At 59.4% G+C, this 24,075-nt stretch carries 23 protein-coding genes; 9 read left to right on the top strand and 14 right to left on the bottom strand.

The genetic code is table 11. From position 1 onward, the window contains the following. Window positions 1-3 precede the first annotated feature (3 nt). From K5K95_RS31755 to K5K95_RS31770, 4 genes are all read right to left on the bottom strand, one after another. Window positions 4-393: a response regulator gene (locus K5K95_RS31755; protein ID WP_222587725.1), complete on the bottom strand. Its 390-nt coding sequence runs from the start codon at window positions 391-393 to the stop codon at window positions 4-6. Next, complete coding sequence (locus K5K95_RS31760) at window positions 378-2,108, bottom strand: PAS domain-containing sensor histidine kinase (protein ID WP_222587726.1); 1,731 nt, start codon at window positions 2,106-2,108, stop codon at window positions 378-380. Before K5K95_RS31760 ends, K5K95_RS31755 begins: the two co-directional genes overlap by 16 nt. A gap of 183 nt (window positions 2,109-2,291) precedes the next feature. Continuing rightward, window positions 2,292-3,077, bottom strand: a complete 786-nt coding sequence (locus tag K5K95_RS31765; RefSeq protein WP_222587727.1) for a sulfite exporter TauE/SafE family protein — start codon at window positions 3,075-3,077, stop codon at window positions 2,292-2,294. A 258-nt stretch (window positions 3,078-3,335) separates the two neighbouring features. Continuing rightward, window positions 3,336-4,085, bottom strand: coding sequence for a hypothetical protein (locus tag K5K95_RS31770; RefSeq protein ID WP_222587728.1), 750 nt, complete (start codon window positions 4,083-4,085; stop codon window positions 3,336-3,338). Between the two features lie 253 nt (window positions 4,086-4,338). On the opposite strand from K5K95_RS31770, the gene K5K95_RS31775 reads away from it, so the two are divergent. The 3 genes from K5K95_RS31775 (at window position 4,339) to K5K95_RS31785 (ending at window position 6,996) form a co-directional block, all read left to right on the top strand. Next, complete coding sequence (locus K5K95_RS31775) at window positions 4,339-5,487, top strand: aldose epimerase family protein (RefSeq protein ID WP_222587729.1); 1,149 nt, start codon at window positions 4,339-4,341, stop codon at window positions 5,485-5,487. A 186-nt stretch (window positions 5,488-5,673) separates the two neighbouring features. After that, window positions 5,674-6,495 carry an aldo/keto reductase gene (locus K5K95_RS31780; RefSeq protein ID WP_222587730.1) on the top strand — a complete coding sequence of 274 codons (822 nt, stop codon included), beginning with the start codon at window positions 5,674-5,676 and terminating at the stop codon, window positions 6,493-6,495. Window positions 6,496-6,525: 30 nt separating this feature from the next. Next, window positions 6,526-6,996: a DUF1810 domain-containing protein gene (locus K5K95_RS31785; protein ID WP_222587731.1), complete on the top strand. Its 471-nt coding sequence runs from the start codon at window positions 6,526-6,528 to the stop codon at window positions 6,994-6,996. On the opposite strand, the gene K5K95_RS31790 is transcribed toward K5K95_RS31785, so the two are convergent. Next, entirely contained in the window at window positions 6,961-9,321 is a 2,361-nt protein-coding gene (locus K5K95_RS31790; RefSeq protein WP_222587732.1) for a DNA polymerase II, read from the bottom strand. The two genes, K5K95_RS31785 and K5K95_RS31790, sit on opposite strands and share 36 nt — an antisense overlap. 262 nt (window positions 9,322-9,583) lie before the next feature. Between K5K95_RS31790 and K5K95_RS31795 the strand changes: the two genes are divergently transcribed. Beyond that, a complete protein-coding gene (locus K5K95_RS31795; RefSeq protein WP_090186012.1) occupies window positions 9,584-10,024 on the top strand; it encodes a CBS domain-containing protein in 441 nt (146 codons plus the stop codon). A gap of 67 nt (window positions 10,025-10,091) precedes the next feature. On the opposite strand, the gene K5K95_RS31800 is transcribed toward K5K95_RS31795, so the two are convergent. Next, window positions 10,092-10,715 carry a glutathione S-transferase gene (locus tag K5K95_RS31800; RefSeq protein WP_222587733.1) on the bottom strand — a complete coding sequence of 208 codons (624 nt, stop codon included), beginning with the start codon at window positions 10,713-10,715 and terminating at the stop codon, window positions 10,092-10,094. Window positions 10,716-11,035: 320 nt separating this feature from the next. On the opposite strand from K5K95_RS31800, the gene K5K95_RS31805 reads away from it, so the two are divergent. Further along, window positions 11,036-11,476, top strand: a complete 441-nt coding sequence (locus tag K5K95_RS31805; RefSeq protein ID WP_222587734.1) for a phage infection protein — start codon at window positions 11,036-11,038, stop codon at window positions 11,474-11,476. Window positions 11,477-11,555: 79 nt separating this feature from the next. Here K5K95_RS31805 and K5K95_RS31810 read toward each other — a convergent pair whose 3' ends face one another. Beyond that, window positions 11,556-12,650 (bottom strand): DUF1615 domain-containing protein, encoded by a 1,095-nt coding sequence (locus K5K95_RS31810; RefSeq protein WP_222587735.1) that lies wholly within the window; start codon window positions 12,648-12,650, stop codon window positions 11,556-11,558. A 161-nt stretch (window positions 12,651-12,811) separates the two neighbouring features. Between K5K95_RS31810 and K5K95_RS31815 the strand changes: the two genes are divergently transcribed. Next, on the top strand, window positions 12,812-14,347 hold the full coding sequence (locus K5K95_RS31815; protein WP_222587736.1) for an FAD-dependent oxidoreductase: 1,536 nt from the start codon (window positions 12,812-12,814) through the stop codon (window positions 14,345-14,347). 123 nt (window positions 14,348-14,470) lie between these two features. Here K5K95_RS31815 and hemB read toward each other — a convergent pair whose 3' ends face one another. The 3 genes from hemB to K5K95_RS31830 form a co-directional block, all read right to left on the bottom strand. Next, window positions 14,471-15,445 (bottom strand): porphobilinogen synthase, encoded by a 975-nt coding sequence (gene hemB, locus K5K95_RS31820; RefSeq protein WP_222587737.1) that lies wholly within the window; start codon window positions 15,443-15,445, stop codon window positions 14,471-14,473. A 214-nt stretch (window positions 15,446-15,659) separates the two neighbouring features. Continuing rightward, complete coding sequence (locus tag K5K95_RS31825; RefSeq protein ID WP_222587738.1) at window positions 15,660-16,502, bottom strand: PhzF family phenazine biosynthesis protein; 843 nt, start codon at window positions 16,500-16,502, stop codon at window positions 15,660-15,662. A 33-nt stretch (window positions 16,503-16,535) separates the two neighbouring features. Continuing rightward, window positions 16,536-17,234: a glutathione S-transferase family protein gene (locus K5K95_RS31830; RefSeq protein ID WP_222587739.1), complete on the bottom strand. Its 699-nt coding sequence runs from the start codon at window positions 17,232-17,234 to the stop codon at window positions 16,536-16,538. 372 nt (window positions 17,235-17,606) lie between these two features. Between K5K95_RS31830 and K5K95_RS31835 the strand changes: the two genes are divergently transcribed. Further along, window positions 17,607-18,284 carry a histidine phosphatase family protein gene (locus K5K95_RS31835; protein ID WP_222587740.1) on the top strand — a complete coding sequence of 226 codons (678 nt, stop codon included), beginning with the start codon at window positions 17,607-17,609 and terminating at the stop codon, window positions 18,282-18,284. Window positions 18,285-18,328: 44 nt separating this feature from the next. Here K5K95_RS31835 and mnmH read toward each other — a convergent pair whose 3' ends face one another. Together mnmH and selD are read right to left on the bottom strand one after the other, a co-directional pair. Further along, a complete protein-coding gene (mnmH, locus tag K5K95_RS31840; protein ID WP_222587741.1) occupies window positions 18,329-19,432 on the bottom strand; it encodes a tRNA 2-selenouridine(34) synthase MnmH in 1,104 nt (367 codons plus the stop codon). After that, window positions 19,432-20,466, bottom strand: a complete 1,035-nt coding sequence (gene selD / locus K5K95_RS31845) for a selenide, water dikinase SelD (RefSeq protein ID WP_222587742.1) — start codon at window positions 20,464-20,466, stop codon at window positions 19,432-19,434. Before selD ends, mnmH begins: the two co-directional genes overlap by 1 nt. A gap of 255 nt (window positions 20,467-20,721) precedes the next feature. Between selD and K5K95_RS31850 the strand changes: the two genes are divergently transcribed. Beyond that, complete coding sequence (locus tag K5K95_RS31850) at window positions 20,722-21,678, top strand: nucleoside-specific channel-forming protein Tsx (protein WP_222587743.1); 957 nt, start codon at window positions 20,722-20,724, stop codon at window positions 21,676-21,678. Between the two features lie 24 nt (window positions 21,679-21,702). Further along, window positions 21,703-22,725, top strand: coding sequence for a purine-nucleoside phosphorylase (locus K5K95_RS31855; protein WP_222587744.1), 1,023 nt, complete (start codon window positions 21,703-21,705; stop codon window positions 22,723-22,725). A 121-nt stretch (window positions 22,726-22,846) separates the two neighbouring features. Here K5K95_RS31855 and K5K95_RS31860 read toward each other — a convergent pair whose 3' ends face one another. Together K5K95_RS31860 and K5K95_RS31865 are read right to left on the bottom strand one after the other, a co-directional pair. Next, window positions 22,847-23,803, bottom strand: coding sequence for a zinc-binding alcohol dehydrogenase family protein (locus K5K95_RS31860; protein WP_222587745.1), 957 nt, complete (start codon window positions 23,801-23,803; stop codon window positions 22,847-22,849). A gap of 29 nt (window positions 23,804-23,832) precedes the next feature. Continuing rightward, window positions 23,833-24,006, bottom strand: a complete 174-nt coding sequence (locus K5K95_RS31865) for a DUF1427 family protein (protein ID WP_090186053.1) — start codon at window positions 24,004-24,006, stop codon at window positions 23,833-23,835. Window positions 24,007-24,075: the final 69 nt, after the last annotated feature.

Here is a 24,075-nt window from a genome sequence, read left to right on the forward strand (position 1 = left end):
AGCTCAAGTAGAGGGCTGTTGAGGCAGATTGTTTTGCAGCAACGTGTCGATGACCCGGTAGAGCTCTTTGTAGCGCAGAGGTTTGATGATGTAAGCGTTACACCCCGCCAGACGGGTTTTTTCTTCATCTTCCTTCATGGCCATCGCGGTGAGCGCAATCACCGGAATCGCCGCTGTCAGCGCATCGCTCTTGAGCAATGAAGTGGCCTTGAGGCCATCAATTCCCGGTAGCTGGATGTCCATGAGAATCAGCGACGGCTGAAGCTCGCGTGCCAGTTTCAGACCGGTTTCTGCATCCGCCGCGCATATGACGCTGTGGCCGGCACTGGTGAGCAGCAGCCGGGCCAGGCGCATGTTGGCGGCGTTGTCTTCGACGATCAGGATTTCAGCCACGGCGCCTCCACATTGATTGAACGACGGATAGGCAGCCACGCCACAAATCGGGCGCCTGCTCCTTCAAGACTGGCAACCGCGACACTGCCGCCATGGAGCTCGGTCAATTGCTTGACCATCGCCAGCCCCAGGCCTGTGCCCTCGAATTTACGTGCCAGACTGCTGTCGATTTGGCTGAATGCCTTGAACAACTTGTCCATATTGCTCTGGGCGATACCGATGCCGGTGTCGCTGACACTCAACTCCAGAAACAACTCGAAGCCGCTGTCCGGGATCGGGAAACCATGCACGGGCCAATCGCCTTCAAGCGTCCCTACATGTTCACGCGTCACCTGGCGCACCGCCAATGTCACCACGCCTCCAGGCGCACTGAATTTCACGGCATTGGCCAGCAGGTTGTAGATGATCTGTTTGGTCTTGCGCAAATCAAGTTCAAAGCTGCCGAAATCGGTCTCGGCTTCGAGTTTCAACTGGATGCGTTGCAGTGCGGCTTTCTCACGCACGATCAGCAAGCTGTTGCTCAGCAAACCTTGCAGCTCGACGGGCTCCAGCTCCAGTTTCATCATCCCGGCTTCGACCTTGGACAGGTCGAGGATGTCATTGATCAGCGAAAGCAAGTGTTGGCCGCTGTTGAAAATATCGCTGATGTATTCGCGCTGGGTCTCGGTCATGTCGCCGACCATGCCGTCCCTGAGCGCTTCGGAAAAGCCGATGACGGCGTTCAACGGCGTGCGCAGTTCATGGGACATGGTGGCGAGGAACTCGGACTTCATGTGGCTGGCATGTTCGAGCTCGATATTCTTTTCTTCCAGCGTACGCTCGAAGCGCTTGCGCTCAGTCACATCCCGGGCAGCCGCGAACACGCCTTGCAGCTTGCGGTCACGGTCGTGAAAGGTCGCCGCGTTATAGGACACAACAGTTTCGGTGCCGTTGTAAGCGCGCACTGTGAGTTCGTAATCGCTGACTTTGTTTTCACTGAGCACGCGTTTGATTGCCGCATCGGCGCGGGCCGGATCAGTGAAAAAGTTTTTGCAGGGCGCACCAATCAACTCGTCCCGGGTACGGCCGGTGAGCGCCATCATTTGTTTGTTGACGTCGGAAATGATGCCCTGCGGATCCGTCATCATCAGGGCATCGATGTTCGACTCGATCAACGAGCGCGTATAAAACTGCTGATCGCGCAAACGCTGATCCAACAGGGCCTGGGCCGCTTCTTCCTGCTTGCGCGCGGTGTTATCGGTGCCGATCAGCAAGTAACCGATGATGGTTTCCGAGCTGTCGCGCAACGAGGTGACCGACACCATCGCCGAGAGGCGGCTGCCGTCCTTGCGAATGTAGGTCAACTCATAAATATCTTCGATGCCGCGGGAGGCCTTGAATACCAGTGCTTCGAAGCCGGGCGTGATTGGTGTCTTCAGTTCAAGGCTCAGGGCCGCTGCGCGGGTGATCAATTCGGCAGGGTCGGAGATATCGGCCGGCGTGATCCGGTTGACCACGTCTTCAGACTGATAACCGAGCATGCGTTCGGCGCCGACATTGAAGATCTGGATAACGCCTTTTTCGTCGGTGGCGATACTGGAAAAGTAGGCACTATTGAAGATTGCGTCTTGAAGGGCGCCGGTCTTGAGCAAGGTTTTCTGGCGGCGAAACTCGACGATCTTCTCAGCGCGAGACAGAGGCTCGGTGGGCGGATGGTCTACTGGCGGCGTGTCCAATGATTCGTTTCCCGTTAACTCGCGAACCTGACCGTGATGACGGTGCCGTAAAGCGTGCTTACGGGAATCGCTCGAATGAGCGACCAGAGGTTTTTACACGATAGCAGAGGCTCTGCAGTGAGGGTAAACCGGGAAGCTTTCGTTAGACTTTCAGACCATCAGGATTTGCTGATGGGGGACATCCTAGAACGCCAGTTTGTAGCCGATCAGCAACAGCATCGTGGCCAGGCAAGGGCGCAGTATTTCATCGGAGATCCGACCCGTCAGGTGACTACCGATATAAATCCCCGGCAGCGAACCGAGCAATAAGAAGCCCAGCACGTGCCAATCCATATTGCCCATGCTGGCATGGCCCAGACCGGCTACCAGGGTCAACGGCACGGCGTGAGCGATCTCCGTTCCGACGAGACGGCGGGTCGGCAGCAGCGGGTAGAGGATAAACAGCGCAACAGTGCCCAGGGCGCCGGCGCCGATGGAGGTCAGCGCGACCATGGTGCCCAGGACCAGGCCGGTCACGACCGTCAGCGCATTGAGGCGCTTACCGCTGGGGTTGTATTGGCCGCCGGCACGTTTGTGGGCGAAGTCGAGCAGGCGTTTTTTGAAGAGAATTGCCAGCGCCGTGGCGAACAGCACAAAGCCCAGTGCCTGTTTGATGACCGCGTTCATCGCCTCGGGCGATGTCTGCAATTGGCTCAGGAACCACAAGGTCAGCGCAACCGCCGGCACACTGCCGAGCGTCAGCCAGCCAGTGATCGCCCAGTCGATGTTGTTGTTCTTGCGATGAACCAGCACGCCGCTGGATTTGGTGATGGCTGCGTACAGCAGGTCAGTGCCCACCGCCGTCGCCGGGTTGATCCCGAACCACAGTAGAATCGGGGTCATCAACGAACCGCCGCCCACGCCGGTCATGCCGACGATGAAGCCCACGACCAATCCTGCAACTACCAACCCGAAGTTAACGAAATCCATTAACACGCCCACAAAAAACGCATGAAAAATCTGGCCCGCAGCATAGCGATTTTTCTTATAACCAGTTATATCGATGCGAACTATCGTTATTCCACAACACACCATGTGTCATGCGCACTACTCAATTCCCTGTGGGAGCGGGCTTGCTCACGAAAGCGGACTGTCAGCCAACATTTTTGTTGAGTGTTCGACCGCATTCGCGAGCAAACCCGCTCCCACAAGGGAATCTGTTGTGTCAGTTAGTGCGGTGGGATTGATCTACTGCACCGGCAAGAAATTCAAAAACAGCAAACTCTGGGCGTAATTCAGGCCGATCCGTCGATAGCGCTCGTCCAGCATCTGCGTCAGCAGGTCCAGCCGCGCGACGATCTTGCCAAACTCCACGGCAAAACTCAGGTTGCTGCCCTCTTCGGAAATCTCATTGGAAAACAGCACGGGTTCGCCGTTTTTGTTTTGTCGATGGCTCAAGATCCAGGTGGCTTTCTCGATATTGCGTGCGGCGTTATTGACGAACATCGGGTTGATCGCATCGGTCATGTAGAACTCGACACGATTGCCATGAGCGGTGACCAGCATGCTGCCGATGGCGTAGATGAATGCGCCGACCCGATCACCGAGAAACTCCGGGCTCATGGCATAACTCAGCGCCGCCAGGTCTTTCTTGCCGCCCAGGGTTGGCAATGGCTGCTGCTGTTCAATGGCCAGGCGCACTTGCTTGCCAGCCGTTCGGGCATCGAGAAAGCCGGACTTTTTCAACTCGTCAGGGTTGCGCAGATACAACTTGCTCATCAGCAAATAGAGGCTGTCGAGGTTGTCGCGCATGGTCAGGGTCGCCATGCGGTCGACACTGGTCTGAAGAAACTCCTGGGGCGTGCCTTCGCGAAACTGAGTGACGATGTCGCTGCCCTGCTGCTGGCTGCAACCGGTGGCGCAGAGCATCGACAGCCCCACCAGCAACAGGCAGTGACGGCGGATCAGCGAGGTAAACAGCGCAAAAACTGAGGCCATGGGCACTTTGACTTGGACTTTGGCCGGCGGTGGGAATCGCCGCAGGCTGGCCATGGATAGAGCCGTCAATGCGCAAAAAGTGCGGTGCCGATGGTCCGTAAACGTTGGTTGCCGGAAGAAGCCCCGGCTAATTAGTCATACTTTATAATTGCAACATCACGCATATCAGCTATAAATCCTTCCTTGCTCGGCATTGAAAACCGAACATTAGTATTACTACTTTGCCAAAAATAACAAAAAGGAAGGTCAAACCATGTTGAAATCCCGATACCAACTCTGCGGCCTCGGACTGTCCCTTATGATCGCCACCCTCTCCACCCAGGCCGCCGGCCTGTCCAGCGAACACAAAGCCTTCGGCAAGACCCGTGACGGCAGCCCCGTCGAGCAATACATTTTGCGCAACAGCCACGGCATGCAGGCCACGGTGATTACCTACGGCGGGATTTTGCAGTCGTTGAAGGTGCCGGACAAAAACGGCAAGTTCGACGATGTGGTGCTGGGATTCGATGACGTTCAGGGCTATCAGGGCGGTACGGCGTACTTTGGCGCGACCATCGGCCGATTTGGCAATCGCCTGGCCAACGGGGCTTTCGAACTGGACGGCAAGCGCTATCAGGTGCCACTCAACGATGGCTCAAACTCGCTGCACGGCGGCCCGCAGGGTTTCGACAAGCATGTGTGGAAAGCCCAACCGAGCAAAGGCAAGGATTCGGTGGGTGTGACCCTGACCTATGTGTCGGCCGACGGAGAAATGGGTTTCCCCGGCACCCTCAAAACCGAGGTCACTTACAGCCTCACCGAGAACAATGAGCTGCGCATCGATTACAAAGCCTCGACCGATAAACCGACGGTGCTGAACCTGACGAACCACAGCTACTTCAACCTTGCCGGCGCCGGCAACGGTGATGTACTCAAACAACTCGTGACGCTGCATGCGGCTCATTACACACCGGTCAACGGCAAGCTGATTCCCACCGGCGAACTGGCTCCGGTCAGTGGCACGCCGATGGACTTCACCCAGCCAACTGCCATTGGCAAAAACATCAAGGCTGATCACCCGCAGTTGAAATTCGCCGAACCGAAACAGGGTGGTTTCGATTTCAACTGGGCGCTGGACGCCAAGGGCGACGTCAGCCAACTCGCCGCCGATGTCAGCGATCAGCAATCGGGCCGGCGCTTGCAGCTTTACACCACGGAGCCGGGCGTGCAGTTCTACACCAGCAACTTCCTCGACGGTACGGTCAAGGGCAAGGCCGACAAGGTCTATGCGCATTGGGGCGCGTTTACCCTGGAGACCCAGCATTACCCGGACTCGCCGAACCAGCCGAACTTCCCGTCCACACGACTCGACCCGGGCAAGGCCTATACCCAAAACACCGTGCTGAAGTTTTCGGTCAAATAACTCGGCCAAATAAACAACAAGAGATCGCAGCCTCGTTGCACTCGACAGTTCCTACAGGGTTTTGCGCACTCTGTAGGGCGTGTCGAGTACAACGAGGCTGCGATCTTTTGATTTCAGGAGCGGAACCACCGGGCAATTTTGCTGCCAATCAAAGAGTATGCTTCGATTCAAAATAAGGAGATTTTCATGCGTACCCTCGAATTGGCCGGCGTCAACGTACCGGTCATCGGCCAAGGCACTTGGCACATGGGAGAAGATCCCTCGCAACACACCAGGGAGGTCGCCGCTTTGCGCCTGGGCATCGAGTTGGGCATGACCCTGATCGACACCGCTGAAATGTACGGCGAAGGTGGCGCGGAAAAAGTCGTGGGTGAAGCCATCGAGGGAATGCGCGACAAGGTCTTTCTGGTCAGCAAGGTCTACCCGCACAACGCCAGCCGCAAAGGCATCCCCCAGGCCTGCGAACGCAGCTTGCGACGTTTGAATACCGACTATATCGATCTGTACCTGCTGCACTGGCGCGGCCAGTATCCGCTTGAGGAAACCGTCGAAGCCTTCGAACGCCTGCGTGAAGAAGGCAAGATCGGTCGTTGGGGAGTGTCCAATTTCGACGTGGATGACCTTCAAGAGCTGGCCTCACCCGCCTGCGCGACCAATCAAGTGCTCTACAACCTGGAAGAGCGCGGTATCGAATTTGATCTGCTGCCCTGGTGCCACCAGCATCATCAACCCGTGATGGCGTACTGTCCTATCGGCCAGGGCGGACAACTGCTGGCCCATCCGGCGCTCAAACAGATTGCCGCCCGTCACGGTGTTAGCACCGCCCAGATTGCACTGGCATGGATACTGCGAACGCCTGATGTGATCGCCATCCCCAAAGCGGTCAGAACCGAACATGTGCAACTGAATGCGCAGGCCGCGCAACTGCGGCTCGACGATGAGGATTTGAAGGCGCTGGACCAAGCGTTTCACGCGCCAAAACGCAAACAGCGATTGGCCATGGTCTAAGCCATCGCGGTGTTGTCAGAGGACTTCTGCATGAGAAGCACCGATCAGCTCGATGCTTTTAATTTGCCACGGTTCGTCCAGGCTCAGGACCCCGTGTTTGAACGGGTCCAGGAGGAACTGCGCAACGGTCAAAAACGTCGTCACTGGATGTGGTTCATCTTCCCGCAGTTAGCCGGACTGGGCGGCAGCGAGATGTCGCGGCATTTCGCAATCCGCTCTCGCGAAGAGGCACTTGCCTACCTTGAACACCCACAGCTGGGAACGCGCCTGCGAACCTGTACACAATTGGTCCTGAACATTAAAAATCGCTCGATCACCGAGATTTTCGGTCATCCCGACAACCTGAAATTCCATTCCTCGATGACGCTGTTTGCCCAGTTTTCACCCAAGGGCAGCGTGTTCCATCAGGCGCTGGATCAGTACTTTCATGGAGTACCGGATGCCTGGACGGTGTCGCTACTGGACCTAAAACAGGCCCATTTGCCCACCCACCAGGGTTGAGAAGTCGTCGTCGACAAAGGGCAGGATCGCATCCGCCACCGGTTGCAGTTGGCGGGTGACGTAATGGTCGTAGTCAATCGGGGCACTGCGGATCTCCAGCGGTTCGGGCCCGGCAACGGTGATCACGTAGTTGATCCAGCCGCCGTTCTGGTATTGCCGGGGACGCCCCTGCCGGTCGTTGTAGTCGTCGGCGATGCGCGCCGCACGGACGTGGGGCGGCACATTGCGCTCATAGTCATCGAGGGTGCGACGCAGGCGTTTGCGGTAGATCAGGCGCTCGTCGAATTCGCCGGACAGGGTCTTGCGCACATAATCGCGCACGTAATCCTGATAAGGCAGGCGATGGAAGATCCGCGAGTACAACTCCTGCTGGAACTGCCGGGCCAGCGGTGACCAGTCGGTACGTACGGTTTCCAGGCCCTTGTAGACCATTTCGTCAGTGCCATCGGCACGGATGACCAGCCCGGCGTAACGCTTCTTGCTGCCCTCCTCGGCTCCACGAATGGTCGGCATCAAAAAGCGCGTGTAATGAGTCTCGAATTGCAACTCCAGGGCGCTTTGCAGCCCGTATTCCTGCTGCACATGCTCGCGCCACCATTGGTTGACATGGTCCACCAGCGCACGGCCGATCTGCGCAGCCTCTTCCTGGCCGTGGGCACGACGCAGCCAGACGAACGTCGAGTCGGTGTCGCCGTAGATCACCGTGTGGCCCTGGGCTTCGATCAACTGGCGGGTGCGCAGCATGATCTCGTGACCGCGCAAGGTGATGGACGACGCCAGTCGCGTGTCGAAGAAACGGCAACCGCTGGAGCCTAGCACGCCGTAGAAGGCGTTCATGATGATTTTCAAGGCTTGCGACAGCGGCGCATTGTGCTCGCGCTTGGCGGTCTCGCGACCTTCGGCTACCCGCGCGACGATGGCGGGCAGGCAATGCCGGGTTCTGGAAAATCGCGCGCCGCGAAAGCCCGGCACGGACTCGCTGTCGTCAGGGTGCTGCAAGCCTTCGATCAGCCCCACCGGGTCGATCAGGAAAGTGCGGATGATCGACGGATAGAGGCTTTTGTAGTCGAGCACCAGCACCGATTCATACAGGCCCGGTTGCGAGTCCATGACGAATCCGCCGGGGCTGGCCTGCGCGGGCTTGGTCCCGAGGTTGGGCGCGACGAAGCCCTGACGGTGCATCAGCGGCATGTATAAATGAGTGAACGCCGCGACTGAGCCACCGCTGCGATCGGCCGGCAAACCGGTGACGCTGGCACGCTCCAGCAGAAAGGTCAGCAGTTCGGTCTTGGCGAAAATCCGCGTCACCAGTTCGCAGTCCTTGAGGTTGTATTTGGCCAGGGCTGGCTTGTCTTCGGCGAACATGCGGTTGATTTCATCCATGCGCTGGTACGGCGTGCTGATCGCCTTGCCCTCGCCGAGCAGGGTTTGCGCGACGTTTTCCAGACTGAACGAGGGGAAGCTCCAGGTCGCCGAACGCAACGATTCGATGCCGTCGATGATCAACCGTCCGGCGGCAGCGGCGAAGTAATGGTTGCGACTGCCGTGTTCGCGCCATTGCATTTCTTCACCGCCACGCCCCAGTTTCAGCGGTACGCCCAACTGCCGGGCGTGTTGGTGCAGCACACGCAAGTCGAACTGCACGACGTTCCAGCCGATGATCGCGTCGGGATCATGCCGGGCGAACCATTCGTTGAGTTTTTTCAGCAGCAGGGTTCGCGAGTCGCAGTATTCAAGCTGGAAATCCACCTCGCTGTCGTCGCCGTTGGGCGGACCGAGCATGTAGACCTGACGCTCGCCGCAGCCTTCCAGGGCGATGGAATACAACTCGCCCTGGGCGGTGGTTTCGATGTCGAGGGACACCAGCCTGAGTGTCGGTCGGTAGCCGGGGTCGGGCTTCATTTGTGCGTCGAGCAGCAGACCCTCGGCGTCTGGCGTGCCACCGAACAGCACAGGCGCCGTGATGAAACGCTCCATCATGTAGCGTTCCGGTGGCCGCACATCGGCTTCGAACATCTCGACGCCTGCTTTGCGCAACGCGGTTTCCAGGCGCATCAACTGACCGTGCTGCTGGCAATACAGGCCGAGCACCGGGCGGTGCTCGAAATCCAGAAGGGCCAGCGGCTTCAGCTCGACATTTTTTTCGCCGCGCAACACCGTTTCAGCCTGCTCGCGCTGGACCGCCGGAATGAACGCTACCGACGGCTGGTGAGGCAGGCGAATTCGCCGGGGGCCGGCATCGGTCGCCAGCCAGAACTCGACTTGCGTACCGGCCGGTGTATCGCGCCAATGCCGGGTCAGGACGAAGCCCTGCTGTAAATCCACCACTGCAACCTCAAGATTTGATTCAGGAGGCGATTCTACGCGTCATTGCGGTTGATAGCCTTCTCTGCGAGGCGGATGCAGGTCCGCTAACACAGGATTGAGTCCAGCCCATGGATGGGTGAATAACGATGGAACACTGCCGGTTTTCCAAAGAAAAACCGCTGAATGGCGTTTTTTGAGCGTTATCTGCCGTTTTCTGCCTTGCCCTCAGCGCTTGGGTCTACGATTCTTCAAGGACAACGACAACACCTGAGAAACCGCCATGAAAACCGTCGCCCAACTGCTGAAGTTAAAGGCTGAACAGAATCACGAAGTCCACACCATTGCGCCGCATCAAATGGTCCTGGAAGCGCTGATGGTCATGGCCGCGAAAAACGTCGGCGCATTGCCTGTGGTAAAAAATGGCGAAGTCGTGGGCATCATCAGCGAGCGTGACTATGCGCGCAAACTCGTGCTCAAGGGCCGCTCTTCGGTGGGCACACCGGTCGAAGACATCATGGTGTCGCCGGTGATCACCGTGGACACCCACCAAACCGTTGAAACCTGCATGGGCATCATGTCCGACAAACGCCTGCGGCACTTGCCGGTAGTGGAAAACGGCGTGCTAATCGGTTTGCTGTCGATCGGCGACCTGGTCAAGGAAGCCATTGCCGAACAGGCTGAACTGATCCGCCAGCTGGAGCAGTACATTCGCGGCGACTGATTGAAAAAACACCGTACAGGCTGTGGGAGCGAACCTGTTCGCTCCCACGTTTGATTATTGGTGTTCGTCAGTTCGGCCAATGCCGGGCAAAGACCGGTGCCAACGTCGGGTGCCGGTCGATTCGCATCAGCCATGCGTAGAAGCCCGGTCGGGCATGGCGTAGATGTTCCCGGCTGCCCGCCCACCGCGTCACCACCGCCGCCAGCACATCCAGTGCGCCAGGCGTCTCGTCGTCCAGATACAACTCGCCGGAAAACTGATCGGCAAACACTTCCCAACTCCAGTGCAACCGACGGCGGGCGCCACCCATGAGATTTTCCCTGGACGCTGCATCTGCCTCGATCAGCCAGCGCTCGGGGTAATCGATGATGCCGATGGCCGCGTAGCAATTGCTGACGATGTACGCCAGGCCACGGATCGCCTGATCACGTTCGGTCGGGTCCCTCGACAACAGGTTCGACTGGGGAAACGCCAGCCCCAGGTGAATCAGGATCGCCGCGCTTTCGGTGAGAATGCTGCCGTCAGGCAGTTGCAGCGTCGGAATCTGCTTGAGCGGATTGAGTTTTTCCAGGGCTTTGGCGGCCTCCGGTGACGACTCGACGTCGATGAAGCGATAAGGAATTTCACAGAGCTCGAGAGCAGCCTCGATCGCGGCGGCGCCGGAGTTCTGGTGTCCGTAGAGCTGGTACATGGTGCGGCCTCCTGGCGGGACAAGGTTACAGTCAGTAGAGGCACGGTTTGCCGGCTCGTTCCCTGCCTTTTAGCTAATCATGGCGTTGGCTGCCTTGACCCTGGGTCTGGCAAAGGCATGTGCCAGCTAACCAGTGTAGAAGCGCCTTTCGCGCCTACCGAGGCAACCCGACGACTGAACCATCACGCCCACGCAGGGGACACCGCTGGTCCTATCATTGCCGTCGATGGTCACCATCATCTCAATGAAGTTCTCATAAAAAATCCGCGGCGTAACATCTGCTCCATACCCAACAAATACACCCCCTGGAGCACACCACCATGAAACGCCAACTCTTCCTCAGCATCGCTTTCTCGGTTTTTGCAGTTAACGCTTTCGCCGCTACTTCGGCTCACCCGGTTGTCGCTGAAGGCGGCTCGGATCGTCTGATTGAAAGCCGTGTGGCTGAGGGTGGTTCGGATCGTCTGATCGAAAACCGCGTTGCTGAAGGTGGTTCCGACCGTCTGATCGAAAAACGTGTTGCCGAAGGTGGCTCGGATCGTCTGATCGAGAATCGTGTTGCCGAAGGTGGTTCCGACCGTCTGATCGAAAAACGCGTCGCCGAAGGTGGCTCGGATCGTCTGATCGAGAATCGCGTCGCTGAAGGTGGTTCAGACCGCTTGATCGAAAAACGTGTTGCCGAAGGCGGTTCCGACCGTCTGATCGAGAACCGCGTCGCCGAAGGTGGCTCGGATCGTCTGATCGAAAGCCGCGCTGCATAAATGCGTAGTTTCACTGCAGGACTCAATGAAAACCCGGCCTCATCCGCCGGGTTTTTTATGCCTGTTTTTCAGTGGTCAGTCACTTGCCCGCACGCTCCATGCAGCGCTGGTAACGCTCATCGACCCGCTTGGCAAACCACGCCGTCGTCAGCTTGCGAGTGATTTTAGGGCTTTGCAGCTCAATCCCCGGCAACACCGCACGCGGCAACGGTCGACCTTCAGCCTTCTCGGCGAGCTCGAAAACCCGCGCATAGAGTTGAGTGTCCTCAAACCCTAGGTTCTTGCCCTCCTCCAATTGATCCCGAATGGTCGTATTGCGCATGCCCAATTGCTTGCCCAGGGTACGCACCGCCAACTCCGTGGTGCCCGGCATGATCGCGTCGTAGCGCACCAGATCGCCATCCAGCTCCAGTGGGATGCCAGAAGCGCGACTCACCGCGTTCTGAAACGCCGCATTGCGGCTGGCGTACCAGCCGGCGTTGAAATCGGCAAAGCGATACAGCGGCTGTTTGTAGCTCACCGGATACCCAAGCAAATGGGCGATGCCGAAATACATGCCACCACGACGAGTGAACACTTCATGACGGATCGTGCTGTTCACCGGGTACGGATACTCCTTCGCGTGTTGCTCGGCGAAATCGATGCTGACCTGCATCGGACCCGCGGTGTGTACCGGGTTGAACCCGCCGAACAGAGTCCGCCCCATAGGCACCATGCCAATGAAGTCGTCGAAGATCGCGCTGAGTTCTTGTTCGCTGCGCGCCGCATTCAGTCGCTCGCTGTAGCTTTTGCCGTTGGATGAACGGACCTGCAGCGCACCGCTCACCAGCAGGCTGGGGATGTGCGCGCTGGCGGCACGGCGGTCGATCTCGTCGCGAGCGATCTTGCCCAGCCCCGGCACAGGCGGATCGACCTGAAAGGTAGACTCCTGCTCGGTGACCGCGAGCACCGAACACAGGTTCTGTGTCGATGGGTAGATGTTTTGCGCGGCAAACGCTGCGTAGATATCCGTGGCCCAGCCCTGACGATCGACCGCTTTTGCCGGCAGCAGGCGCACGATCTCGGCCTTGACCTCGGCAGGCTTGCGCGCAGGCGGCTCCTGCGGGCGCTGGGTGGCACAGCCGGCCAGCACCAGCAGCGCCGCGAGACTCATGATCAATCGATTGGTTTGCATGTTGCTCCATCAAATCCATCGAGCGGGGTTCACCATACGACCAATGGCATGGTGCAGGCTATGACTGCTGCCGTTCTTGCCCGTTCCCATTGGGTATACGCGACCTGACCAACCCGCCGGGCTGAACCATACTTGAACCTCACACCGAAGAGGACAGGCTCATGAACCGGAGCGATGTACTGATCGTCGGTGCCGGCCCGACCGGGCTGGTACTGGCGCTGTGGCTGAGCAAACTGGGGATTCGGGTGCGGATTCTCGACAAGACGTCAGCGCCGGGCACCACGTCGCGGGCGCTGGCCGTGCAGGCGCGGACGCTGGAGCTGTACCGTCAGCTCGACCTCAGCGATGCGGTGGTTGGTAACGGCCATCGCGTCGGCGCGGCGAATTTCTGGGTCAAGGGCGAGCCCGTGGCGCGCTTGCCGCTGACGCGCATCGGCGAGGGCCTGACGCCTTACGCCTTTCTCGAGATATTCCCCCAAGACGAGCACGAACGGTTGCTGATCGAACGCCTTGAAAAATTCGGCATCGAGGTGGAGCGCAACACTCAACTTGAGAGTTTCGAAGATACCGGCGATGGCATCAGCGTCAGGTTGCGCTTGCCCGATGGCCAGCAGGAAGTCTGCCAGGCGTGTTACCTGGCCGGTTGTGATGGCGCCCGATCAATCGTGCGCAAGACCCTCGACACCGGTTTTCCCGGCGGTACCTACCAGCAGATTTTCTATGTCGCCGATGTGCAAGCCCGTGGACCAACGTTCAATGGCGAACTGCACGTAGACCTCGATGAAGCGGACTTTCTCGCGGTGTTTCCGTTGGCCGGTGAAGGTCGCGCCCGCTTGATCGGCACCGTGCGCGACGAACGCGCCGACAGGGTTGAAACCCTGCGGTTTGAAGACGTCAGCAGCCGGGCCATCGAACATATGAAAGTGCAGATCGATCAGGTGAACTGGTTCTCGACCTACCGGGTGCATCATCGCGTAGCGGATCACTTTCGCAGCGGTCGTGCGTTTCTTTTGGGGGACGCCGCGCATGTGCATAGCCCGGCGGGTGGTCAGGGCATGAACACCGGAATCGGCGATGCCATCAACCTGGCCTGGAAACTGGCAGCAGTATTGAGTGGTGGCGCCACGGCCAACCTGCTCGACACGTATGAATCCGAGCGCATCGCCTTCGCCCGCAAACTGGTGGCCACCACCGACCGGGTATTCACGTTCGTCACCGCCGAGGGCCGCCTGGCCGATTTGTTGCGCACGCGCCTGGCGCCCTTCGTGATTCCCAAAATGGCCTCGTTCGAAACGACCCGCGAATTTCTGTTTCGGACGGTGTCGCAAATCACCCTCAATTATCGCGGGACGCCGTTGAGCACGGGCGTGGCCGGTCACGTTCATGGCGGCGATCGCCTGCCCTGGGCTCACGACGGCGAGGGCGATAATTTCGAATCACTGAAGTGTCCGACCTGGCAGGTGCATGTCTACGGCGACACCAGCGACGAGATGATCGACTGGTGCATCGAGCATCACCTGCCGCTGCACGTATTCGACTGGCGCCCGGCGTTTGAAGCCGCGGGTCTGGGGCGCAACGGGTTTTACCTGTTGCGCCCGGACACGTATGTGGCGATTGCCGAGACCTGTGCTGATCCGAAGGTGATCGAGCGGTACTTCAAGCATCACGGGATCCGGCCGTTTTTTGGCAGCGCCTGAGTCCACCCCATACTCCTGTGGGAGCGAGCCTGCTCGCGATGGGGTCGTGTCAGTCGATTGTGTTTTGACTGATACACCGCCATCGCGAGCAGGCTCGCTCCCACAGTTGTTTTGCGGTGGGTGTCAGATCCCGGCCAGGGCCAGGTCCATCGCAAAGTAGGTAAAGATCAGGTCCGCGCCGGCTCGCTTGATCGCGCCCAGGCTTTCACGCACCACCCGATCCTCATCGATCGCCCCGGCCTGCGCGGCGAATTTGATCATCGCGTACTCGCCGCTGACCTGATACGCCGACAACGGCAACCGCGACACTTCACGGATGTCGCGGATGATGTCCAGGTAGGCACCGGCCGGCTTGACCATCAGCGCGTCGGCGCCTTCCTGCTCGTCCATCAGCGATTCGCGCACCGCTTCGCGGCGGTTCATCGGGTTCATCTGATAGCTTTTGCGGTCGCCTTTGAGGGCGCTGCCGCCGGCTTCACGGAACGGGCCATAAAGCGCCGAAGCGAACTTGGTCGAATAGGCCATGATCGCAGTCTGGGTGAAACCGGCGTCATCCAGCGCCCGGCGAATCGCCTGGACCTGACCGTCCATCGCCGCTGACGGCGCGATCACATCCGCACCGGCACGCGCCGCGGCCACCGCTTGTCTGCCGAGGTTGATCAGGGTCTGGTCGTTGTCGACCTCGTGGTTGTGCAGCACGCCACAATGGCCGTGATCGGTGTACTCGCAGAAGCAGGTGTCGGACATCACGATCATCTCCGGCACAGCGTCCTTGGCAATGCGCGACATGCGTGACACCAGCCCGTTATCGTTCCAGGTGTCGCTGCCGCTGCTGTCCAGGTGATGCGACACGCCGAAGGTCATCACCGACTTGATCCCGGCCCGGGCGTAGCGCTCGATCTCGCCGGCCAGTTTCGACTCCGGGATACGCATCACCCCGGGCATGCTTTTGATCGGCACGAAGTCGTCGATTTCTTCCTCGACGAAAATCGGCAACACCAGGTCGTTCAAACTGAACTCGGTTTCCTGGAACAGGCTGCGCAGGCTCGCATTGCGGCGCAGACGGCGTGGACGTGCTTCGGGGAACTGACTGGACATGGGGTTTCCTGAACAAGACAAAAGTCGTAGGGGACGAAGCTTATGCCTTGCGAGGTGTGGGGTACACACCTCAGGCGCGGAACAAACCATTACCGGTCCGGCAATAATCCAGCACAGAACCCTGTGGGAGCGAGCTTGCTCGCGAAGGCGCTGTGTCAATCGACACCTTTATTGGCTGACACGACGCAATCGCGAGCAGGCTCGCTCCCACAAGTTAAAGCTTCAGGGTGCCGCTGATGCACGTCACTACAGAACCACCGATCCAGATTTCATCGCCCACCTGCTCGACCTGAATGCGCCCGGCGCGTCCCATCGTCAGCCCCTGACTGACCACATAGGACGCCGGCGCCAGGCCTTCTGCGAGCAGCCATTGGGCAATCCCGGCATTCAGGCTCCCAGTGGCCGGGTCTTCCGGCATACCGTCACCCGAAATGAAGGCCCGCACTTCGAACTGTGCGTCGTCGCCATCGCGCTCGGGTCTCCACGGTGCAATGACGCCAACGGCGAGACCGAGCATTTGCGAGTGATCCGGCTGCAGGTCCAGTACCTGCTGGCGATCCTCGACCATCACCGCCAGCCAGCCGGCACCGTTATCGACCCATTGCGCCCGGACAATCACCCCGGGCTCCAGTCGCAGCCCGCGACGCACGCGCTCGACCACGTCGGCCTCCACCGGCCCGGTCCTGATCAGCGGTGGCGCGAGAAAAGCCAGCTCCGCGCCCTGCCTGCGGATTCGCACCAGCCCGACACCGCATTCCTGAATGATCTCCTCGCCCTTGGGCACGCCACCGGCCTCCAGCCACGCGTGGCAAGTGCCCAGCGTCGGATGACCGGCAAACGGCAGCTCGTTGAGGGTGGTGAAGATCCTCACGCGATAATCCGCACGATGGTCGCGCGGTTCGAGGATGAACGTGGTTTCACTGAGGTTGGTCCAGCTCGCGAACGCCGCCATGCGCTCATCACCGAGTTCATCGGCACCGAACACCACCGCCAACGGATTGCCCTTGAGCGCGATACCGCTGAAGACATCTACCTGCTTGAAATCGAATGAGCTCATTGCCTGCCTTGGTCTTGAGAAAGTCGAAGCGGTTTACTTGGGGATTTCCAGCCCGCGCATCACCGCCGGCCGCGCCAGGAAGCGCTCCAGGACCCGGGTGACATTCGGGAAGTCCTTGATGCCCACCAGATCCCCCGCTTCATAGAAGCCGATCAGGTTGCGCACCCACGGAAAGGTCGCGATGTCGGCGATGGTGTAGCGTTCGCCCATGATCCAGTCGCGTCCTTGCAGGCGTTGATCGAGCACCTTCAACAGGCGTTTGCTTTCATCGACGTAACGATCACGCGGACGTTTGTCCTCGTAGTCCTTGCCGGCGAATTTGTTGAAGAAACCGAGTTGGCCGAACATCGGCCCGATGCCCCCCATCTGAAACATCAGCCACTGGATCGTCTCGTACCGCGCCGCCGATTCCTGCGCCAGCAGTTGCCCGCTTTTGTCGGCGAGGTAAATCAGAATGGCACCGGACTCGAACAACGGCAGGGGCTTGTCCCCCGGACCATGGGGATCGAGGATCGCCGGGATCTTGTTGTTGGGGCTCAACGACAGGAATTCGGGAGACATCTGGTCGTTTGTGTCAAAGCCCACGCGATGGGGCTCGTAGGGCAGGCCGATCTCTTCGAGCATGATCGAGACCTTGACGCCATTGGGGGTCGGCAGGGAATAAAGCTGAATCCACTCGGGGTATTGCGCCGGCCATTTTCGGGTGATGGGGAACGAAGACAGATCGGTCATGGGGAGCCTCCATCGGCAAAGAAAGGGATGAGCATAATCCAGGTTGATCGCCTGACGGTTGCGATCTTTTTGACCTTATCAATATGGCTGATGAACAAGAGCGTAAGATTGCAGCTTTAATGTCGCTGCGCGCCCCGTAATGTATCCAAAAATCCGAAACATCTTGTCGATAACCTCTGCTGCAAGCCGTTCGAGGTTACCGGTACATTGCTGCGCACAAGCCGAAAACGAACCAACAGGCTAAAGAGGAATCTGAACACTGCCTTTTCGGAAACGGGACCGGCTCAACGACAGGGAAAACACCCGAGGCTTGGAGCTCGTGTGCAAAGGTTTGTCAGCCTTAACCGAACGCGCTGAAGATCACCTATTCAAATGATGACCCCTTTGAAATTCGCTGGCCGCTTCAAGCAATGCACCTATGTCGTCCTGACTGCGGCGCTGGCGGCGGGCACGTTGTTTTTTGCACTGGAGCCCGGTGAAAGTCGTGCCCAAGCGGCGGCTGACGGCACCCAGACCCTGGTCTTCCTGCGTCATGCGGAAAAACCTGAAGGCGGTCTTGGCCAGCTCAACTGTCAGGGCCTGAACCGCGCAATCAAACTGGCCACCCTGCTGCCGGAAAAATTCGGCAAGGCCAATTACGTGTTTGCCGCCGACCCGACCCGCAATGTCGAGGAAGGCGAACAGGACAACTCCTACAGCTACATCCGCCCGCTGATGACCATCAGCCCCACCGCCATCAAGCTCGGCTTGCCGGTGAACATCAACTTTTCGGCCAACGACGTTAGCGATCTGGCGGAAGAATTGCTCCACGACAAGTACCACAACTCAGTGATCTATACGGCCTGGTCCCACGGCTACCTGCCCGAGCTGATCAACAAGGTCGCGGAGGAAGCCGTCGGCAAGGAACAGAAAATCACTGAAGACTGGGAGTCCAACGACTATGACTCGCTGGTGGTGCTAACGCTGACCTGGCACAACGGCAAGGCCAGTTTGCAGAGCCACACCTACAAGCAAGGTCTGAATAACGGGCCGACGGCGTGTCCGACGTGAGCTGATCAACGTTTTATAGCGTCTGCCGGGGCAAAAACACCCTGTTACTTTCGGTTGATAAGCCGGGCTTGCAGGTACTCAAGCACCGCGCCCCGCTCTCCGGCAAACTCGATCCGCGCGCCCTTCTTCTCCCGCTGGAACGCATACATCGGGTCGTAATACTCACGGAGCAACCCTTCGATCCAGCCCCGGTGTAAGTCCACCGCCCCGCTGCTCGCCTGCTCTGCCAGCGCGTCTTCCATCAGGATCAACATCCGCCGATGCCGCTCACCGCCCAGACGTTTCTGGACGTTGTTCAGGCTTTCCAGCAATCGCTCGGAAAACAGCGCAAAACCTTCCTCACCATGTACCGCGACGAACTCAGCGCACAAGTCCACCACGTAATCGCGCAAGATCCGTTCGACTCGCCCTTCCAGGCTGTCTTCCAGCCAGACCATCGGATACTGCTGCATGCTCTGATAAAGCGGCAACGGCAAGGCGCAACTGCCGATCGCGCGGCTCTCGTCTTCCAGCACAAACTGCTCGATGCCGTGGGCGCGCTTCTTCAGCACGTCCACCGCCAGGCGGTTTTCAAAATCGATATTGGACGGCTGGCCAGTGGCGCGCTTGCCAAAACTGGAGCCGCGATGATTGGCGTGGCCTTCAAGGTCCAGCGCATTGTTCAGCTGCCAAAGTACCTCGGTCTTGCCGGTGCCGGTCATGCCGCCCAGCAACACGAAATCGCACTGGGCCACGGCCTGTTCGACTGTGTCCAGCAGGAAGGTGCGCATCGCTTTGTAGCCGCCACCCACTCGCGGATAGTCAATGCCGGCTTCGTCCTTGAGCCATTGCTGGGCAATCTGCGAACGCAAGCCGCCGCGAAAACAATACAAATAGCCTTCTGGATGCGCCCGGGCAAAGTCGGCCCAGGCCTCGACGCGTTCTGCCTTGATCTGGCCAGACACCAACTGATGCCCCAGCGTGATTGCCGCTTGCTGGCCGTGTTGCTTGTAGCAGGTGCCGACCCGTTGGCGCTCGTTGTCGTTCATCAGCGGCAAGTTGACGACACCGGGGAACGATCCCTTGAAGAACTCGACCGGCGCACGAACATCCATCAGCGGCCGATCGTTGAGGAAAATGTCGCGGTAGTCGGTGAAGTCCTGTGACATCAAATCACCTCGACCGCGTGGGTCTGTCGCTCGATCAGTTCACCGATTGGCTCAAGCGTCAGGCCCAATTCGGCGGCCACTTTGAGGAATTGCTCGTTGCCTTCAGGCGTGACGGCAACCAGCAGGCCACCGCTGGTCTGCGGATCACACAGCACGCGCTTGTGCAGTTCCTGCAGACGCCCGAGCTTGCTGGCGTAGCTGTCGAAGTTGCGCAGCGTGCCGCCCGGCACGCAGCCCTGCTCAAGGTAATACTCGACGCCCGGCAGACGTGGCACACGCTCATATTCGATGCGCGCGGTCAGGTGGCTGCCGTCCGCCATTTCCACCAGGTGCCCAAGCAAGCCAAAACCGGTCACATCGGTCATCGCGGTCACGCCATCGAGCTTGCCGAAACGGCTGCCGGGTTTGTTCAGCGTGCACATCCAGTCGCGGGCCAGGCCGATGTCGGCATGGCGCAACTTGCCCTTTTTCTCGGCGGTGGTGAGGATGCCGATGCCCAGCGGTTTGGTGAGGTAAAGCAGGCATCCGGCGGTGGCGGTGTCGTTACGTTTCATGTGGCGTTTTTGCACCAGGCCGGTCACGGCGAGACCGAAGATCGGTTCCGGCGCGTCGATGGAATGCCCGCCGGCCAATGGGATGCCAGCCTCGTCGCATATTGAGCGCCCGCCACGAATCACTTCACGCGCTATCTCCGGCGCCAGCTTGTCGACCGGCCAGCCCAGGATCGCAATCGCCATCAGTGGATCGCCGCCCATGGCGTAGATATCGCTGATGGCGTTGGTCGCCGCGATACGACCGAAATCGAACGGGTCATCGACGATCGGCATAAAGAAGTCGGTGGTGGAAACCACGCCACGCTCTTCATCGATGGCATACACCGCGGCGTCATCGCGCGAAGCGTTGCCGACCCAGAGGTTCGGATCAAGGTTCTGCGCCCCGCTACCCGCCAGGATCACCTCCAGCACTTGCGGCGAAATCTTGCAGCCACATCCTGCGCCGTGGCTGTACTGGGTCAGACGAATCGGTTCACTCATGGGGCAATACCTTTGAAGTCAATGCGACCGAGTCTAGCACTGACGACCCCTGCAAGGCCCTACCGCCCTGTAGCAGCGCCCTGTACCTGACCATAACGACAGTAAAATCCCTGATTTCGTCGATTTTTCATGGCATTGGGATAATTGGCATCTGTTGTGCAAACGTTTGCGAGTAGCCAATACCGGCATGTTCGTAACCAAACTGCACCAAGCTCGGAGAACCGGGCTTTCGATCCGCACGAAAAGGGACTTTTAATGCAACGCATGTCCAGCCGCGCGACTTGCTCGCGCACCGCTGCTGTTTCCTTGCTGCTGGCCAGCGTTACAGGACTACTCAGCAGCACCGTTTTGGCGCAACCCGCCGCCGTCGAAGAATCCGCCCAGGGCGAAACCCTCAGCGTCGAGGCCAGCCCCGCGAAAAAAGGCGTGTACCTGTCGGACTGGTTCAATCAGGACCTGACCGTCATCGGCAGCAAAGACATCAGTTTCGGCCCGCAGCCGGCCGACGATATTTACCTGGAATATGAATACTTCGGGCGCAAAGGACCGTTCGAGTTGTACGGCTACATCGACATCCCGAAAATCTTCGACATCGGCAACAGCCATGACAAAGGCGTCTGGGACCACGGCTCACCGGTGTTCATGGAGCACGAACCGCGCATCTCCATCGACTACCTGGCCGGTCGCAGCCTGGCGGTCGGGCCGTTCAAGGAATGGTACGTCGCGTTCGACTGGATCTACGACCATGGCAGCAACAGCGCCAACCGCGCCAACACGCTGTACAGCGGCTTGGGCACCGATATCGACACCCATTCGCGGGTCAACCTGTCGGCCAACTTCTACGGGCGTTACCAATGGGAAAACTATGGCGCCAGCAATGAATACTCGTGGGACGGCTACCGCGCCCAGCTCAAATACATCGTGCCGATCAGCAGCTTCGAGAACGGCGCGTCACTGACGTACATCGGTTTCACCAACTTCGATTTTGGCTCGGACCTGCACAAGGACAACCCGGCACGCACCGCCAACGCCACCGTCGCCACCAACGTCTTGCTGTATTCGTTTACCCATTTACGTTTCACCCTGGTCGGCCGTTACTTCCATAACGGCGGCAATTGGGAGGATGGCAGCGAGTTGAATTTCGGCGACGGCGACTTCCGCGCCCGGTCCAACGGCTGGGGTTATTACGCCGGCATCGGTTATCAGTTCTGAAGCTTGTTTGAACCTGGAGGTTTTATGAATGCAATGACGCGTCTTTCCCTGGCCTGTGCCGCCCTGCTCTCTTCAACGGCCTGGGCGAGTGAGACTCCGATCGAGCCGAAAGTGCTGCTGATCACCATGTTCGCCCCCGAGGCGCAGCACTGGATCGATCGCCTGGAACTCAAGCAGGAAGTTCGAGTGCCAGGCCTGTCCGCCGAGTACCCGACGATTCGCTGCAACACGCAGCAGGTGTGCCTGATGGTCACCGGCATGGGCCAGACCAACGCCGCCGCGTCGACACTGGCCTTGGCCCTGTCGCCGAAATTCGACCTGCGTAAAAGCTATTTCCTGATCGCCGGGATTGCCGGCATCAGCCCCAAACACGGCACCATCGGCACTGCCGCGTGGGCGCATTATCTGGTGGAGTTCGGCACTCAGTGGGAACTGGATTCGCGAGACGCGCCGAAAGACTGGCCGACCGGTTACATCGGCATCAACACCAAAGGCCCGAACGAAAAGCCGCCGCTGGACTACAAGACCGAAGTCTTCGAGCTCAATCCGAAATTGCAGGCCAAGGCGTTCGCCCTGTCGCACAACGTCCAGTTGAGCGAGAGCAAAGAGTCGGCCGCCTGGCGCATGAAATATCCATCAGCCCCGGCCAATCAACCGCCGGTGGTGACGCAGTGCGACACGCTGGCGGGCAACACCTGGTTTTCCGGGACACGCTTGAGCGAGCGCGCCGAAGTCTGGACCCGGTTGCTGACGGACAATAAAGGCGAGTACTGCACGACGCAGCAGGAAGACAATTCCACGTATGAAGCGCTGTTGCGGGCTAGTCGCGAGGGGCTGGTGGACGTCCAGCGTCTGGCGGTGGTGCGCGCCGGTTCCGACTTTGATCGACCGGTGCCGGGCCAGAGCGAAGCGGATAACCTGCTCAAGTACGCCGATCAGGGCGGATTCGTACCGGCGCTGGAAAACCTGTACCGCACCGGGAATCCGTTGGTGCAGGAGATTTTGAACAACTGGTCGGCGTGGGAGAACGGTGTTCCCGACGCTTGATCTGACACTACATATCCCCTTGTGGGAGCGGGCTTGCTCGCGAAGGCGGCATAACTTTCAACATCGATGTCGACTGTCAGTCCGCTTTCGCGAGCAAGCCCGCTCCTACATTTGATTGGGGTCAGGGCAACAAAATCACTTTGTCGCCACTGCCCTGGTTCACCTCGGCATACCGATCCAGCCCTTGCGCCAACGGCGATTCAAGCAGGCCCTGGGGCAACGGCAGCAACCCCTGGTCAAAGAACTTGCCAAACTGATCCAGCATCGCCGCACACGCCTGGACGCCGTAGAGCAACGAATTGATCCCCACCACCGAACCGCCCTTGCGATACAGCGCCAACGCCGGCAGCTGCACCATGCCGTCCACCGGCGCGGCGATGATTGCGATGCGCCCGAACGCGGCCAGCGCCGGGACCGAGGCCGGCAGCCAGAAGCCCGTGGTGTCGAAAATCACGTCGGCACCGCCGGCATACACGGCGTTGACCTGCGCCCCCAAGTCTTCCGGCTTATCCAGTTGCAGCGTCTGATAACCCTGAGCCTGTAAATCCTTGACCTGCTCGGGGCGCCGCGCCGCTGCCAGCACCCGGGCGCCACGCACCTTGGCCAGCGCCAGCGCGGCACTGCCCACCGCCCCGCCACCGATCACCAATAGCCGCGTTTGCGCCGTCACCAGGCTGCGTTCCAGTGCATCCCACGCCGTGGTGTAGGGCACACCGAGGCTGGCGGCCTGGGCGAAGCTCAGGTGAGTGGGTTTGAGCGCCACACCATTGGCCGGCAGCTTGACGAATTGCGCATGGGAACCGTCGGCAAAAAAACCCAGCTCGCGACCGGTGCCCCAGACCTCCTGACCGATCAGCGCCTCAGGCCCTTCAACCACAACACCGGCGAAATCGCGCCCGGGAATGCGCGGCATGGTGGTGTAGGGGAAGCGCCCGAGCACGTTCTTCACGTCGCTAGGGTTGAGGCCTGCGGCTTTGATCTGGACCAGCACTTCATCGGCGCCGGGAACGGGGGTTGGAACATCGACATAGCGCAAGGCCGCGAGGTCGCCGGTCTTGTCGAATTGCAGTGCTTTCATGGGAGTGTCCATCGCTTCAAGGAAGGGGTTCAGGAGATCCAGCCGCTGACCAGTTGCCGGCCCATGGGCCACAACTTTTCACCGGCGAGCATGCCCAGCAGGCCCACCAGCGCAATGGCCGGTGGTGCGGGGGAACGAAAATCCAGGGCGCCGTACACCAGGCCGACGCCCAGACCGATGACCAGCGAGATGAGGTAGCTCATGGCAGACTCCGTGGGCAAAAAAGGTATGCCTGAAGTCTAGAGCGAGGTGACGGCGGGCATCGGCCAAGT

Source organism: Pseudomonas sp. DR48 (assembly GCF_019823085.1).
GTDB lineage: Bacteria > Pseudomonadota > Gammaproteobacteria > Pseudomonadales > Pseudomonadaceae > Aquipseudomonas.

What these genes read in the sequence shown, in the direction of transcription:
- K5K95_RS31860 (WP_222587745.1), bottom strand. Translation starts at nt 23,803, where the DNA reads ATGAAAGCACTGCAATTCGACAAGACCGGCGACCTCGCGGCCTTGCGC.
- K5K95_RS31780 (WP_222587730.1), top strand. Translation starts at nt 5,674, where the DNA reads ATGCGTACCCTCGAATTGGCCGGCGTCAACGTACCGGTCATCGGCCAA.
- K5K95_RS31800 (WP_222587733.1), bottom strand. Translation starts at nt 10,715, where the DNA reads ATGTACCAGCTCTACGGACACCAGAACTCCGGCGCCGCCGCGATCGAG.
- K5K95_RS31810 (WP_222587735.1), bottom strand. Translation starts at nt 12,650, where the DNA reads ATGCAAACCAATCGATTGATCATGAGTCTCGCGGCGCTGCTGGTGCTG.
- selD (WP_222587742.1), bottom strand. Translation starts at nt 20,466, where the DNA reads ATGAGTGAACCGATTCGTCTGACCCAGTACAGCCACGGCGCAGGATGT.
- K5K95_RS31805 (WP_222587734.1), top strand. Translation starts at nt 11,036, where the DNA reads ATGAAACGCCAACTCTTCCTCAGCATCGCTTTCTCGGTTTTTGCAGTT.
- mnmH (WP_222587741.1), bottom strand. Translation starts at nt 19,432, where the DNA reads ATGTCACAGGACTTCACCGACTACCGCGACATTTTCCTCAACGATCGG.
- K5K95_RS31835 (WP_222587740.1), top strand. Translation starts at nt 17,607, where the DNA reads ATGATGACCCCTTTGAAATTCGCTGGCCGCTTCAAGCAATGCACCTAT.
- K5K95_RS31775 (WP_222587729.1), top strand. Translation starts at nt 4,339, where the DNA reads ATGTTGAAATCCCGATACCAACTCTGCGGCCTCGGACTGTCCCTTATG.
- K5K95_RS31770 (WP_222587728.1), bottom strand. Translation starts at nt 4,085, where the DNA reads ATGGCCTCAGTTTTTGCGCTGTTTACCTCGCTGATCCGCCGTCACTGC.
- K5K95_RS31855 (WP_222587744.1), top strand. Translation starts at nt 21,703, where the DNA reads ATGAATGCAATGACGCGTCTTTCCCTGGCCTGTGCCGCCCTGCTCTCT.
- K5K95_RS31865 (WP_090186053.1), bottom strand. Translation starts at nt 24,006, where the DNA reads ATGAGCTACCTCATCTCGCTGGTCATCGGTCTGGGCGTCGGCCTGGTG.
- hemB (WP_222587737.1), bottom strand. Translation starts at nt 15,445, where the DNA reads ATGTCCAGTCAGTTCCCCGAAGCACGTCCACGCCGTCTGCGCCGCAAT.
- K5K95_RS31830 (WP_222587739.1), bottom strand. Translation starts at nt 17,234, where the DNA reads ATGACCGATCTGTCTTCGTTCCCCATCACCCGAAAATGGCCGGCGCAA.
- K5K95_RS31815 (WP_222587736.1), top strand. Translation starts at nt 12,812, where the DNA reads ATGAACCGGAGCGATGTACTGATCGTCGGTGCCGGCCCGACCGGGCTG.
- K5K95_RS31785 (WP_222587731.1), top strand. Translation starts at nt 6,526, where the DNA reads ATGAGAAGCACCGATCAGCTCGATGCTTTTAATTTGCCACGGTTCGTC.
- K5K95_RS31795 (WP_090186012.1), top strand. Translation starts at nt 9,584, where the DNA reads ATGAAAACCGTCGCCCAACTGCTGAAGTTAAAGGCTGAACAGAATCAC.
- K5K95_RS31850 (WP_222587743.1), top strand. Translation starts at nt 20,722, where the DNA reads ATGCAACGCATGTCCAGCCGCGCGACTTGCTCGCGCACCGCTGCTGTT.
- K5K95_RS31825 (WP_222587738.1), bottom strand. Translation starts at nt 16,502, where the DNA reads ATGAGCTCATTCGATTTCAAGCAGGTAGATGTCTTCAGCGGTATCGCG.
- K5K95_RS31765 (WP_222587727.1), bottom strand. Translation starts at nt 3,077, where the DNA reads ATGGATTTCGTTAACTTCGGGTTGGTAGTTGCAGGATTGGTCGTGGGC.